The sequence below is a fragment of the Rhodobacter sp. P1_C2 genome, from assembly GCF_056406375.1.
Genome location: NZ_JBFUAG010000007.1, coordinates 297,813 through 311,301, shown reverse-complemented (window position 1 = coordinate 311,301; position 13,489 = coordinate 297,813). Strand labels below are relative to the sequence as shown.

The following is a 13,489-nucleotide window of genomic DNA, read 5'->3' as shown; positions in this document are numbered from 1 at the left end:
GCTTTCCCCAATCGACATGACCGCGCTGGCCAAGCGGCTGGCGCAGCTGGACGAGGTCAAGGGCCGCTCGCTCTGGGCCGATGCAAGGGTGCGCTTCATGCGCAACAAGGCGGCGGTGGCAGGGGTGATCCTGCTGCTGATCTGCGTGGCTTTTGCGGCCTTCGGGCAGCTGATCTCGCCCTACAGCTACGATTACATCGACTTCACCATCATGGGCCATGCCGCAGAGCAAGGCGCGCCGAGCTGGGCCAAGGGCTATTACTTTGGCGTGGATGACCAGGGGCGCGATCTGTTCGCCCGCACCGCGATGGGCACGCGGATCTCACTTTATGTCGGCATCCTCGGCACCGCGATCTCGGTTCTGGTGGGCACGCTTTATGGCGCGGTCTCGGGCTATGTCGGCGGGCGGACCGATGGGGTGATGATGCGGCTGGTGGATATCCTGCTCGCCATTCCCTTCATGTTCGTGGTGATCCTGCTTCTGGTCATGTTCGGCAAGTCGCTGGCCGTGCTGCTGATCGGCATCGGCTTCCTGTCCTGGCCCGCCATGGCGCGGATCGTGCGCGGCCAGACGCTGACCCTCAAATCGCGCGAGTTCATCGAGGCGGCGCAGGCCACCGGGGTTTCGACCCCGCGCATCATCCTGCGCCATATCGTGCCGAACCTTCTGGGCATCGTCGTGGTCTATGCGACACTTCTGGTGCCCGACATCATCCTGACCGAAAGCTTCATCTCCTTCCTTGGCCTTGGCGTGCAGGAACCGCAAACCTCGCTGGGGGAGCTGATCTCGGAAGGGGCCAAGACGATTCGCTATGGCACGCTCTGGCAGCTCGGCTTTCCGATGCTTTTCTTCATCATGACCATGTTCGCCTTCTACTTCGTCGGCGACGGGCTGCGTGATGCCCTTGACCCGAAGGACCGCTGATATGGCCATGCTGGAAGTCTCTAATCTCGGCGTGTCGTTTGCGACGCCGGATGGCACGGTGAATGCGGTCAATGGCATCAGCTTTGCCTTGGAAAAGGGCCAGACGCTGGGCATCGTCGGCGAAAGCGGCTCGGGCAAAAGCCAGCTCGCCTTTGCGATCATGGGGCTCTTGGCCAAGAACGGCACCGCCCGCGGTTCGGCCAAGTTCAACGGGACCGAGCTGATCGGCGCCCCGTTGCCCACGCTGAACAAGGTCCGCGCCAACCATATCGCGATGGTGTTCCAGGACCCGATGACCTCGCTCAACCCCTATATGCGGGTCAGCGACCAGATGGCGGAGGTCTTGATCCACCACAAGGGCATGACCAAGGATGCTGCCGTGGCTGAGGCAGCGCGGATGCTGGATGCGGTCAAGATCCCCGATGCGCGGGGGCGGATCCGTCTGTATCCGCACGAGTTTTCCGGCGGGATGCGCCAGCGCGTGATGATCGCGATGAGCCTGCTCTGCCAGCCCGAGCTTCTGATCGCCGACGAGCCTACGACGGCGCTCGACGTGACGGTGCAGGCGCAGATCATGGCCCTGCTTGGCGATCTGCAACGCGATTTCGGAATGGCGACCATCCTCATCACCCATGACCTTGGGGTGATTGCCGGCTTCTGCCGCGAGGTGATCGTGATGTATGGCGGCCAGGTGATGGAGCAATCGCCGGTCGATCCCTTCTTCGACGCGCCGAGCCATCCCTATTCGCGGGGCCTTCTGCACGCCCTGCCCAGGGTCGATCAGGAGGAAGGCGAGCTTTCCGCCATCCCCGGCAGCCCGCCCAACATGACCCGCGCGCCGAAGGGCTGCCCCTTCGCGCCGCGCTGTTCCTATGTGATCGCGGAATGCCACCAAAGGCTCTCCCCCCTGACCGAGTTTTCGCCCGGTCGCAAACGCGCCTGCAACCGTCCGGTGGAGGAACTGGTATGACGCCCCTGATCGAAGCCCGCGACGTCTCGGTCACCTTCACGATCCGGCGCGAGGGCGACATGCCCTGGACGCCGCCGCGCCGTCTGCAGGCGGTCAAGGATGTGAGCTTTGCGCTGCAGCCGGGGGAAACCCTGGGCATCGTGGGCGAAAGCGGCTCGGGCAAGTCCACGCTGGCCCGCGCCCTGATCCGGATGCTGCCGGCCACGGGCAAGGTCCTGTGGCAGGGCGGCACCGATCTTCTGACGCTGAACCGCCAGCAGATGCTGGCGCATCGCGCCGCGATCCAGATGGTGTTCCAGGACCCCTTTGCCAGCCTCAACCCGCGGATGACCGTGGGCCAGATCGTGGCAGAGCCTTTGCGGACCCATTACCCGAACCTGCCCGCCGAAGAGGTCAAGGCCCGGGTGCAGCTGATGATGGACCGGGTGGGCTTGCTTCCCAACCAGATCAACCGCTATCCGCACGAGTTTTCCGGCGGGCAATGCCAGCGCATCGGCATCGCGCGGGCGCTGATCGTGGAGCCGAAGCTGCTGATCTGCGACGAGCCGGTTTCGGCGCTGGACGTGTCGATCCAGGCGCAGGTGATCAACCTTCTGGCCAGCCTGCGCCGCGAATTGGGGCTGGCGATGATCTTCATCGCGCATGACCTGTCGGTGGTCAAACATATCTCGGACCGGGTGATGGTGATGTATCTCGGCCGGGTGATGGAGGATGCGCCCAAGCGCCGCCTTTTTGCCAACCCGCAGCATCCCTATACCCAGGCGCTACTCTCGGCGGTGCCAATCCCGAACCCGGCGGCCGAGCGGTCCAAGAAGATGATCACGCTGGAGGGCGATCTGCCCTCGCCGATGAACCCGCCCTCGGGTTGCGTGTTCCGCACCCGCTGCCCCAAGGCGCAGGCGATCTGCGCCGCCGAACTGCCGCCGCTTCTGGGCGGTGAGGCGGCGGTGGCCTGCCACTTCCCCGGCCCGGTGCTGGCGGCAGCCGAATAAGAAAGGCGCGGGGACCTCCTTCCCCGCGCCTTGCCCCGCTTTTGCCCCTCCGGACCTTTGCCCGGTTTCTGTGCGACGCGCTCAATGCGCCATCAGCACCGGGATCGCGGCGGATTCCAATGCGGCACGGGTTGCCCCGCCCAGCACGGCCTCACGCAAGCGGGAATGCCCATAGGCCCCCATGACCATCAGGTCGCAGCCCTCTTCCAGCGCATGGCGGGCGAGGATTTCCGAGACTTTCGGCTGGGTCTTGGCCAGAACCGAGACCTGCGCCTTGACGCCGTGCCGGACGAGGTACTGGCAGAGGACGCCGCCCGGGTCCGAGCGTTCCGGCCCGCGGGTCGGCGGGTCGACCACGGTGACATCGACCAGATCGGCCTGTTTCAAGAGCGGCATCGCCTGTTTGACGGCGGCCAGCGCCTCGGAGCTTTGGTTCCAGGCCAGAAGCACGCGGCGCGGCGTGGTCATCTTCTTCATCAGGTCGAACTGGCCGACATAGGAATCCGGCACCACCAGCACCGGGGCACGGCCGTCGAAGAGGGCGGCCTCGACCACCGCCTCGGCCTCATAGCCCTTGCCGGTGCCATAGGGCCGCGATTGCACGACGAGATCGGCAAAGCTTGCGGCATTGCCGACGACGGCGGTCAGGCTGCCCATTTCGGCCACCGCAGCCTCGAGGCTGAAGCGCAGCGCCGGGTCGACCTCGGCCAGGGCGCGGTTGGCGGCGGCGGCCACGGCATGGGCATCCGCCTCGGCCCGTTCCAGCGCAAATTCGGTCATCACGGCGCCGGCGCCGATGTAGGAATAGCCCATCTGCACCTTGTCGACGCCAAGCGCCAGAATCTCCAGATGGGCATCGAAGTTCAGGGCCACCGCGGCCGCAGCCGCGATGGAGGCTTCGGCCGTGGCAGGATTCGTCACGACGGTCAGGATGGATTTGTAGGTCATGTTCGCCTCCGCGGTTCCAGATGGCTCACTTTGACATGGGAAGTGCCGCGGGGCTTTGACACGGATCATGCGGTTGATCACGCGCTGTTGATATGGATCAAGGCGAAGTTCCGCCGCACCTGCAAAACCAGAGCCTGTCAGGAGCCCGTCGGGAGCCCTCTGCGACGCGGACCCATTCCTCCGCGCGACAAAGGGGCCGAAGCCAGGGCACCAAGGGACGAAGGGACAGGAACATGTGGGACTACGCGAAATTGATCGTGCTGGCCGCGGTGGCCATCTTGGCCGCCATTGCCGCCAACTACGCGCATGATCTTCCCTATATGGTCAATGCCATAGAAGTGGCCATCGCCGCGGCGATCGCCTTCCTCTATGTCTTGAGCCAGGTGGGCGAAGACAAGACGGTCAACCTCAACGAATATCAGGACGGGGTGATCCGGGCCGGGGTGATTGCCACCGCGTTCTGGGGCGTCGTGGGCTTTCTGGTGGGCGTGGTCATCGCCTTTCAGCTGGCCTTTCCGTCGCTCAATCTGGGCAATGTGACCGATGGCGTGCTGAACTTTGGCCGGCTGCGGCCGCTGCACACCTCGGCGGTGATCTTTGCCTTTGGCGGCAACGCCTTGATCATGAGCGCCTTTTACGTCGTGCAGCGCACCTCTGCCGCGCGGCTTTGGGGCGGCAACCTGGGCTGGTTCGTCTTCTGGGGCTGGCAGTTGATGATCGTGCTGGCGGCCTCGTCCTATATTCTGGGCGGCACCCAGGGCAAGGAATATGCCGAGACGGTCTGGTATATCGACATCTGGATCACCGTGGTCTGGGTTGCCTTCCTGGCTGTCTTTGTCGGCACCCTCGTCATGCGCCGCGAGCCGCATATCTATGTGGCCAACTGGTTCTACCTCGCGATGATCCTGACGGTGGCGATGCTGCACCTCGTCAACAACGCGGCGATCCCGATCTCGGTTCTCAGCTCGGTCTCGGTGCCGGTCTATTCGGGCGTGCAGGATGCGATGGTGCAGTGGTGGTATGGCCACAACGCCGTGGGCTTCTTCCTGACCGCGGGCTTCCTGGGCATGATGTACTACTTCGTTCCGAAGCAGGTCGATCGCCCGGTCTACAGCTACAAGCTCTCGATCATCCACTTCTGGGCGCTGATCTTCCTTTATATCTGGGCCGGTCCGCACCATTTGCATTACACCGCGCTGCCCGACTGGGCCTCGACCCTGGGCATGGTGTTTTCGATCATGCTGTGGATGCCCTCCTGGGGTGGCATGATCAACGGTCTGATGACGCTGTCGGGCGCCTGGGACAAGCTGCGCACCGATCCGGTCGTCCGCATGATGGTGATCGCCATCGGCTTCTACGGGATGAGCACCTTCGAAGGCCCGGTCATGTCGATCAAGGCGGTCAACTCGCTGTCGCACTACACCGACTGGACCATCGGCCACGTCCACTCTGGCGCCCTGGGCTGGAACGGGATGATCACCTTCTCGGTCCTCTACTTCCTGACGCCGCGCCTGTGGAACCGCGAGGGGCTCTATAGCCTGAAGCTGGTGTCCTGGCACTTCTGGCTCGCCACCATCGGCATCGTGCTTTACGCGGCCTCGATGTGGGTCTCGGGCATCATGGAAGGCCTGATGTGGCGTGAAGTCGACGCCAATGGCTTCCTGGTCAATGCCTTCGCCGACACCGTCTCTGCCAAGTTCCCGATGTATGTGGTGCGGGGTCTGGGTGGGGCGATGTTCCTGACCGGGGCGCTGATCATGGTCTACAATCTTTGGATGACGGTGAAAGCGCAGCCTGCACGGGCCGCTGCCTACGCCGGCGTTCCGGCTGAATAAGGGGGCACGGAACATGGCTTTTCTCGACAAACACAAGATCATCGAAAAGAACGCCACGCTGCTTCTGGTGCTGAGCTTTCTGGTGGTGACCATCGGCGGTCTGGTGCAGATCGTGCCGCTCTTCTACCTGCAGAACACGATCGAGAAGGTGGAGGGCATGCGGCCCTACACCCCCTTGGAACTGGCGGGCCGCGACATCTACATCCGCGAGGGCTGCTATGTCTGCCACAGCCAGATGATCCGCCCGATGCGGGACGAGGTCGAACGCTATGGCCATTACTCGCTGGCGGCGGAATCGATGTATGACCATCCGTTCCAGTGGGGGTCGAAGCGCACCGGGCCGGACCTGGCGCGGGTGGGGGGCAAATACTCCAACTCCTGGCATGTCGATCACCTGAGCAATCCTGAAGCCATCGTGCCGGAATCGGTGATGCCGAAATACGCCTTCCTGTCGACGACGCCGATCAGCGCCGAGTTCATGGCGGGCGAGATGAAGACCCACCGTCTGGTCGGCGTGCCCTATACCGACGACGAGATCGCCAATGCCAAGGCCGATTTCGCGGCACAGGCCAACCCGGATGGCGATACCAGCGGCCTGACCGCGCGCTATGGCACCAAGGTGACCGTCGCCAATTTCGATGGCCAGCCTGAGCTGACCGAGATGGATGCGCTGGTGGCCTATCTGCAAGTGCTGGGCACGCTGGTCGACTTCTCGACCTTCACGCCCGATGCGTCGCGCTAGGGGGGGATCATGGAACATTACACCTTCCTGCGCGAGATGGCCGACAGCTGGGCCCTGCTTTTGCTGACCCTGTTCTTCGTGGGCGCCGCCATCTGGGCCTTTCGTCCGGGCAGCCGGCTGATCCACCAGGACGCGGCCAATGTGATCTTCAAGCATGACAAGAAACCCGGGCCCATTCCCGGACCTTCGAAGGAGGGCTGAGCGATGTGTGCCAAGCCAATCAAGGAAGACCCCAAGGCCAAGGTCGGCACCACCGGCCACAGCTGGGACGGGATCGAAGAGCTGAACAATCCCCTGCCGCGCTGGTGGGTTTGGGTGTTCTACCTCACCATCGTCTTCTCGCTGGGCTACAGCGTGATGTATCCGGCCTGGCCCCTGATCCACGGGGCGACGCCGGGGCTGCTCGGCGCCTCGACCCGGGCGGATGTGGCGGCGGACATCAAGCGCTTTGACGAGGCCAATGCGCCGATCAAGGCCAAGCTGGTGGCCGCCGATCTGAACGCGATCGAAGGGGACGAGAACCTGAAGGCCTATGCGCTGGAGGCGGGCAAGTCGATCTTCCTCAACAACTGCGCGCCCTGCCACGGGGCAGGGGCCGCCGGGGTGCAGGGCAAGGGCTATCCCAACCTTCTGGACAATGACTGGCTCTGGGGCGGTTCGCTGGATGCGATCCATACCACGGTGACGCATGGCATCCGCAACACGGTGGACCCCGATGCGCGGATGTCGCAGATGCCGAGCTTTGGCAAGGATGGGATCCTCACGCCGGAACAGATCGGCGATGTGGTGGAACATGTCCTGCAGATCTCGGGCCAGGACCATGACGCCGTCAAGGCCGAGGCCGGCAAGCAGATCTTTGCCGACAATTGCGCCGCCTGCCATGGCGACGACGGCAAGGGCAACCGTGATGTGGGCGCGCCCAACCTGACAGACGCCATCTGGCTTTATGGCGGCGACCGCGCGACCATCACCTATACCGTGACCAATGCGCGCTATGGCGTCATGCCGACCTGGGGCTTTGCCCCGCCCGGCGGCACGCCGCGCCTGACCGAAGACCAGATCCGTTCCGTCGCCGTCTATGTGCACAGCCTTGGCGGTGGCGAGTAACGGAAACGAGATGCCGTCCGGGTTCGCCCGGGCGTCATGGGCACCGGCATCCCCCCTGTTCGCGCGGTTCCAGGGATGCCGGTGCTTCTATGTTCCGGCCTTGGCTCAGTCCGGGACTAGCCCATCGAGGTGGTGCCGCCGCGCGCCTTGAACCGCCGCATGTCCTCTCGCGTGACCCAAAGCGCCAGGAGCACCCAGGCCAGGATATAGATCACCCCCATCACCAGGACGAAGAGGCCGGGGACCGGCCCGATGTTGGCGCGGTTGACGAAATCCTGCCAGCTGGCCACCGGGGTCGGATGCACCATCAGCTTGCCGCAATAGGCGATGGTCTGGATCAGCAGGATCCACAGGTAATTGCTGCGCACCCGCCGCGCCATCGCCGTCAGATAGCTGATGTGATACTGCGGGTTGCTGTAATCCTCGGCCAGGACCTTCTGCCAGCCGGCATCGGTGTGCAGATCGGCATCGCGCAGCATCGGCACGAAGAAATTCCGCTCGATCCAGCGCGACCGCGCCCGCCAGACGTTGAAATAGCGATAGCGCCGCGCCTCCAGCGCCAGAAACAAGAGGATCAGGATCCCGACCAGGACCAGCGGCAGGGGCGAGGCCGTGGGTTGGGAAAAGGTGATCGACAGGGCCACGCCGAGGGTGACGACCGACCAGTTCGTGGTGGTGTCCAGCCGGGTGCGCCAGACGGTCGAGCGATAGACCTCGCCCCGGTAAAGATGCGCAAGCGCGCCGATTTCCGCGGACGAAAATTCCTCGTCCCGCGCTGATGTGCGTTTTTCCACGATGTCTCCTCCCATCGTTGCGGCCGGTTGCGGGCCGCAAGGACAGGATGCCACAGATTTGCCCGGTCCCGTTAAGGAAAGCGGTGGAGCCCGGCACAGGAGGCGCCCGCAAAGGCGGTGCCGGGCAGGCTTCGGCGCCGGGCTTGACCTAAGTCAATGCGCCTAGGCGCGCTGCAGTGCAAAAGCGGGGGGCGCACAGGAAGTCAGTCATGTCCCAAATCGAAGAACCGAAGCTTTACGCCGCCCGCGAGCCGATCTTTCCGCGCCGCGTAAAGGGCAAATTCCGCACCCTGAAATGGTGGTTGATGGCGGCGATGCTGGGCGTCTACTACCTGACGCCCTGGCTGCGCTGGGACCGCGGGCCGAATTTGCCCAACCAGGCCGTGCTTCTGGACCTGTCGACCCGGCGCTTCTTCTTCTTCATGATCGAGATCTGGCCGAACGAGTTCTACTTCGTCGCGGGCCTGCTGATCATGGCAGGGCTTGGCCTCTTCCTCTTCACCTCGGCGGCCGGGCGGGTCTGGTGCGGCTATGCCTGCCCGCAGACCGTCTGGACCGACCTCTTCATCCTGGTCGAGCGCTGGATCGAGGGCGACCGCAACGCCCGCATCCGCCTGCACCGCCAGCCGTGGAACTGGGAGAAGCTGACCAAGAACATCTTCAAATGGTGGGTCTGGTTCTTCATTGGCCTCGCCACCGGCGGCGCCTGGATCTTCTACTTCGCCGATGCGCCGACGCTGTTCTGGAACCTGATCCATTTCTCCGCCCCGCCGATCGCCTATATCACGATGGGGGTGCTGACCTTCACCACCTTCTTCTTCGGCGGCTTCGCGCGGGAACAGATCTGCATCTATGCCTGCCCCTGGCCGCGCATCCAGGCCGCGATGATGGACGAGGACACCATCACCATCGGTTACCGCAGCTGGCGGGGCGAGCCGCGCGGCAAGCAGACGGTCGAGGGCAACGGCGATTGCATCGACTGCATGGCCTGCGTCAACGTCTGCCCGATGGGCATCGACATCCGCAACGGCCAGCAGCTGGCCTGCATCACCTGCGGCCTCTGCATCGACGCCTGCGACACGACGATGGACAAGATCGGCAAGCCGCGCGGCCTCATCGGCTATCTCGCCCTGACCGATGAACCGCTGGAGCGGGCCGGCAAGCAGGATCTGTCGATCTGGAAGCATATCCTGCGGCCGCGCACCCTCCTGTACACCGTGCTTTGGGCCGGTATCGGGGTCGGGCTGATCGTGGCGCTGTTTTTGCGCGCCAATATCGATGTCTCGGTCACCCCGGTGCGCAACCCGCCCTTGGTCGTCCTCTCGGACGGGTCGATCCGCAACACCTATGATCTGCGCCTGCGCAACAAGCATGGCGAGGACCGCTGGTTCACCTTCTCGGCCACGGCGGGCGGCGATGTGACGCTGAGCCTGGAAGGCACGCCGGATCTGCGCGTGCTGGTCAAGGCCAACGAGACCCGCGTGCAACGGCTGTTCGTGACGGCAAAGGCGGATACAGTGGCGGCCAAGACCCACCACATGCCGCTGCGCCTGTGGATCAGCGATGCCGAAGGCCCCGATGCCCCCAAGGCCGAGCGCGTTCACAAGGACACCATCTTCAACGGCAAGGATGACTGAGATGACCCCTGACAAAACCGCTCCCCTTGCTGCGCGGGATTCCGGCCGCCCCTTCACCGGCTGGCACATGCTGGCCCTGACGCTCAGCTTCTTCGGCGTCATCATCGCGGTGAATTTCACCCTGGCCTACAAGGCGATCTCGACCTTTCCGGGGCTGGAGGTAAGCGACAGCTACGTCGCCTCGCAGACCTTCGATCAGGAAAAGGCCGCGCAGGAGGCTTTGCACTGGAAGCTGACGCAAGGTTATGACCACGCCAAGGATCAGCTGCGGCTGGAGTTCATGGATGCCTCGGGCCAGCCGGTGATCCCGAAGGATCTGGATGTGCTGGTGGGCCGCCCGACCGAAGCCGCGCAGGACCAGCATCCGCAGATGGTGCGGGCCGATGACGGGGCCTATGTCTCGACCAACAGCCTGCCCTTCGGCAAATGGATGCTGCAGATCGTCGCCCATGCGCAGGATGGCACGCTTTATCAGGCGCGGACCTTTTTCTACGTCAGGAACTGAGATGGCTTACGAAGCAACCGATGAAGGCCCCGGACGGATCGCGGCCTGCCCGGCCTGCGTGGCGGCCCCCGCCGCCGAACGTCTGGCCGAAATGCGCCGGATGGAACCTGCCCGCCTGATGCTGTCCTTGCCCACGGCGCATTGCGCGGCCTGCATCTCCACCGTCGAAGGCGCGCTGAAGTCCTATCCGGGGGTGCATTCGGCGCGGATGAACCTGACCCTGAAGCGCGTCTCGGTCGAGGCGGAGCCGCAGATCACCGCGGCTGAGCTGACCCATGCGCTGGAGGGGGTGGGCTACGAGGCGCATGAGCTGGACCCCGGCATGCTGTCGATGACCGAAACCGACCGTCAGGGGCGCGAGCTTCTGATGCGGCTGGGCGTCGCCTTCTTTTCCATGATGAACATCATGCTGCTGTCGGTCGCCGTCTGGTCGGGGGCCGAGGCCGCGACGCGCGACATGTTCCACTGGATTTCGGCGTTGATCGCCATTCCGACCGTGGTCTTCGTCGGCCAGCCCTTCTTCAAATCGGCCTGGGCCGCCTTGCGCGTCGGTCGTCTGGGGATGGATGTGCCGATCTCGCTGGCGCTGATCCTCGCCTCGTCGATCTCGCTGTATGAGACGATGCATTCGGGCGAGAAGGCCTATTTCGACGCCGCGGTGATGCTGTCCTTCTTCCTGCTTCTGGGCCGCTATCTGGACCACCGCAGCCGGGCGCTGGCGCGTTCTGCCGCCGAGGAGCTTGCTGCGTTAGAAGTGCCCCGCGCCATCGTGCTGGAGGACGGGGTGGAGCATCTGCGCCCCCTGGCCGAGGTCGCGAAGGGCGATCTGGTGCTGGTGCGCCCCGGCGGGCGGATGCCGGTGGACGGCGTGGTGATGGCGGGTACCTCCGAGGTCGACCGCGGCCTTCTGACCGGGGAAAGCCTGCCGGTCTTTGCCGGGCCGGGGCTGGCGGTCTCTGCCGGTGAGGTCAACCTGACCGGGCCCCTGACCCTGCGGGTGACGGCGGCGGGACGCGAATCCTCGCTGCACCGGATGGCCGATCTGGTGGCGGTGGCCGAAAGCGCGCGCAACCGCTACACCACTTTGGCCGAACGCGCGGCACGGCTTTATTCGCCGCTGGTGCATCTTCTGTCCTTTTCCGCCTTCGGCTACTGGATGTGGAAGACCGGCGGCGACATCCGCTTTGCGGTGAACATCTCGGCGGCGGTTCTGATCATCACCTGCCCCTGCGCCCTGGGTCTGGCCGTGCCTGCGGTGGTGACCGCGGCCTCGGGTCGCCTGTTCCGCAAGGGGGTTCTCATCAAGAACGGCACCGCGCTGGAACGGCTGGCCGAGGTCGATGTCGTGGTCTTCGACAAGACCGGCACCCTGACCCTCGGCGCGCCGGAGCCGGACAATCTGGCGACGATCCCGGCTGAGGCGCAGGCGGTGGCTTTGGCGCTGGCCAAGGCTTCGTCGCACCCCTTGGCCCTGGCGCTGGCCGGGCGCATCACGGGAGAGGCGGCCCCGGTCACCGATCTGCGCGAGGTGCCGGGCTATGGCATCGAGGGCGTGCTGAACGGCGCTCGGGTCCGGTTGGGCCGGGCGGGTTGGGTCGAGGCCCAGGCTGCGGCGCAGACCGCGACCTATCTGCAGATCGCGGGGCAGGCGCCCCTGGCCTTCACCTTCACCGACCAGATCCGCCCCGGGGCCGAGGCCGCGATTGCCGGCCTCCGGGCGCAGGGCAAGGCGATCAAGCTGGTCTCGGGCGATAACGAGGCTGCGGTTTCGGCCTTTGCCGGACGGATCGGGATTGCCGATTGGGTCGCGGGCGCCCTGCCGGCCGAGAAGGCCGCGCTGGTGCGCCGGCTGGCGGATGAGGGGCACAAGGTGCTGATGGTGGGCGACGGGCTCAACGACACCGGGGCGCTGGCCGGGGCGCATGTCAGCATCTCGCCCGCGCAGGCGCTGGATGCGGCGCGGGTCGCCTCGGATATCGTGCTTTTGGGCCGCGATCTGTCGGCGATCGCCGATGCGACGCGGATTTCGCGGCAGGCGACCCGGCGGATGGTGGAGAATTTCGAGATTTCCGCCGCCTATAACGTCATTGCGGTGCCCCTGGCGCTGGCCGGGATGGCGACGCCCCTTGCGGCGGCGCTGGCGATGTCGCTTTCTTCGATCTCGGTTTCGCTCAACGCGCTGAGGTTGAAGTAATGCAGATCCTGACGATCCTGATCCCGGTCTCGCTGTTTTTGGGCTTCATCGGGCTGGTGGCCTTCGTCTGGGCGATGCGCACCAAGCAGTTCGACGACCCGCAGGGCGATGCGAGCCGCATCCTGACCAAGGATTACGACGACCGGCCAGCGCCTTAGGCGATGGTCACGGTGGCCGGGCTGAGGCCCTCGATGCTGACGGTACAGGTCTCGCCGCGGTGCAGGGCGCCGACGCCGGCAGGGGTGCCGGTGAAGATCAGATCGCCGGGCGCGAGGGTGACGAGGCGCGACAGGTAAGCGATCACGCCCGGCACGTCCCAGATCATCGCCGACAGCATCGTCTCCTGCCGCTGCGCGCCATCGACCGTCAGGGTCAGCTTGGCATCGGGCAGGGTGGTGCCGGGGTGGATGAGGCCGACCACGGCGGAATTGTCGAAGCCCTTGGACATGTCCCAGGGCCGGCGCGCGGCCTTGGCTGCGGCCTGCATGTCACGGCGGGTCAGATCGTTGCCGGCGGCATAGCCCCAGACATGGGAGAGGGCATCCCCCTCGGCGATATCGGCGCCGCCGCGGCCAAGCGCCACGACCAGCTCACCCTCGAAGTGAAAGTCCTGCGTCGCGGGCGGATAGGGGATGGTGGCCCCGGATTCCACCACGGCATCGGCGGGTTTGGTGAAGAAGAACGGCGGCTCCTTGGTCGGGTCGCCCCCCATCTCGATGCTGTGTTCGGCATAGTTGCGCCCGACGCAGAAGATCCGCCGCACCGGGAAACGGTCGGCGCTGCCTGCGACGGGCAGGCTGACCTGGCCGGGCAGGGGGAGAACGTAACCGGTCATCTGAA

The 13,489-nt window shown here is 65.0% G+C and carries 14 protein-coding genes; 11 read left to right on the top strand and 3 right to left on the bottom strand.

What is annotated here, in order from left to right:
• Positions 1-16 precede the first annotated feature (16 nt).
• From AC1DZT_RS13970 to AC1DZT_RS13960, 3 genes are read left to right on the top strand one after another with little or no spacing between them, the layout of a single operon-like run.
• Complete coding sequence (locus AC1DZT_RS13970; protein WP_478007415.1) at positions 17-925, top strand: ABC transporter permease subunit; 909 nt, start codon at positions 17-19, stop codon at positions 923-925.
• A gap of 1 nt (position 926) precedes the next feature.
• Positions 927-1,895, top strand: coding sequence for an oligopeptide/dipeptide ABC transporter ATP-binding protein (locus tag AC1DZT_RS13965; RefSeq protein ID WP_478007236.1), 969 nt, complete (start codon positions 927-929; stop codon positions 1,893-1,895).
• A complete protein-coding gene (locus AC1DZT_RS13960) occupies positions 1,892-2,887 on the top strand; it encodes an ABC transporter ATP-binding protein (RefSeq protein WP_478007235.1) in 996 nt (331 codons plus the stop codon). The genes AC1DZT_RS13965 and AC1DZT_RS13960 overlap by 4 nt, the downstream gene beginning before the upstream one ends.
• 81 nt (positions 2,888-2,968) lie before the next feature.
• On the opposite strand, the gene AC1DZT_RS13955 is transcribed toward AC1DZT_RS13960, so the two are convergent.
• On the bottom strand, positions 2,969-3,835 hold the full coding sequence (locus tag AC1DZT_RS13955; RefSeq protein WP_478007234.1) for a universal stress protein: 867 nt from the start codon (positions 3,833-3,835) through the stop codon (positions 2,969-2,971).
• A gap of 233 nt (positions 3,836-4,068) precedes the next feature.
• Between AC1DZT_RS13955 and ccoN the strand changes: the two genes are divergently transcribed.
• The 4 genes from ccoN to ccoP are packed head-to-tail and all read left to right on the top strand — an operon-like array spanning position 4,069 to position 7,519.
• Positions 4,069-5,670 (top strand): cytochrome-c oxidase, cbb3-type subunit I, encoded by a 1,602-nt coding sequence (ccoN, locus tag AC1DZT_RS13950; RefSeq protein ID WP_478007233.1) that lies wholly within the window; start codon positions 4,069-4,071, stop codon positions 5,668-5,670.
• A gap of 13 nt (positions 5,671-5,683) precedes the next feature.
• A complete protein-coding gene (ccoO, locus tag AC1DZT_RS13945) occupies positions 5,684-6,412 on the top strand; it encodes a cytochrome-c oxidase, cbb3-type subunit II (protein ID WP_478007232.1) in 729 nt (242 codons plus the stop codon).
• Positions 6,413-6,421: 9 nt separating this feature from the next.
• A complete protein-coding gene (locus AC1DZT_RS13940; RefSeq protein ID WP_478007231.1) occupies positions 6,422-6,613 on the top strand; it encodes a cbb3-type cytochrome c oxidase subunit 3 in 192 nt (63 codons plus the stop codon).
• Positions 6,614-6,616: 3 nt separating this feature from the next.
• Positions 6,617-7,519: a cytochrome-c oxidase, cbb3-type subunit III gene (gene ccoP, locus AC1DZT_RS13935; protein ID WP_478007230.1), complete on the top strand. Its 903-nt coding sequence runs from the start codon at positions 6,617-6,619 to the stop codon at positions 7,517-7,519.
• 116 nt (positions 7,520-7,635) lie between these two features.
• Here ccoP and AC1DZT_RS13930 read toward each other — a convergent pair whose 3' ends face one another.
• Positions 7,636-8,328: a DUF2270 domain-containing protein gene (locus AC1DZT_RS13930; protein ID WP_478007229.1), complete on the bottom strand. Its 693-nt coding sequence runs from the start codon at positions 8,326-8,328 to the stop codon at positions 7,636-7,638.
• 194 nt (positions 8,329-8,522) lie between these two features.
• On the opposite strand from AC1DZT_RS13930, the gene ccoG reads away from it, so the two are divergent.
• Genes ccoG through ccoS form a run of 4 tightly spaced genes read left to right on the top strand, consistent with a single transcriptional unit; the run spans position 8,523 to position 12,807 of the window.
• A complete protein-coding gene (gene ccoG, locus AC1DZT_RS13925) occupies positions 8,523-9,950 on the top strand; it encodes a cytochrome c oxidase accessory protein CcoG (RefSeq protein ID WP_478007228.1) in 1,428 nt (475 codons plus the stop codon).
• Between the two features lies 1 nt (position 9,951).
• Positions 9,952-10,455 (top strand): FixH family protein, encoded by a 504-nt coding sequence (locus tag AC1DZT_RS13920; RefSeq protein ID WP_478007227.1) that lies wholly within the window; start codon positions 9,952-9,954, stop codon positions 10,453-10,455.
• Position 10,456: 1 nt separating this feature from the next.
• Positions 10,457-12,649 carry a heavy metal translocating P-type ATPase gene (locus AC1DZT_RS13915; RefSeq protein WP_478007226.1) on the top strand — a complete coding sequence of 731 codons (2,193 nt, stop codon included), beginning with the start codon at positions 10,457-10,459 and terminating at the stop codon, positions 12,647-12,649.
• A complete protein-coding gene (gene ccoS / locus AC1DZT_RS13910) occupies positions 12,649-12,807 on the top strand; it encodes a cbb3-type cytochrome oxidase assembly protein CcoS (protein ID WP_478007225.1) in 159 nt (52 codons plus the stop codon). The genes AC1DZT_RS13915 and ccoS overlap by 1 nt, the downstream gene beginning before the upstream one ends.
• Here ccoS and AC1DZT_RS13905 read toward each other — a convergent pair.
• A complete protein-coding gene (locus tag AC1DZT_RS13905; RefSeq protein WP_478007224.1) occupies positions 12,804-13,484 on the bottom strand; it encodes a fumarylacetoacetate hydrolase family protein in 681 nt (226 codons plus the stop codon). The genes ccoS and AC1DZT_RS13905 overlap by 4 nt on opposite strands.
• Between the last annotated feature and the right edge of the window lie 5 nt (positions 13,485-13,489).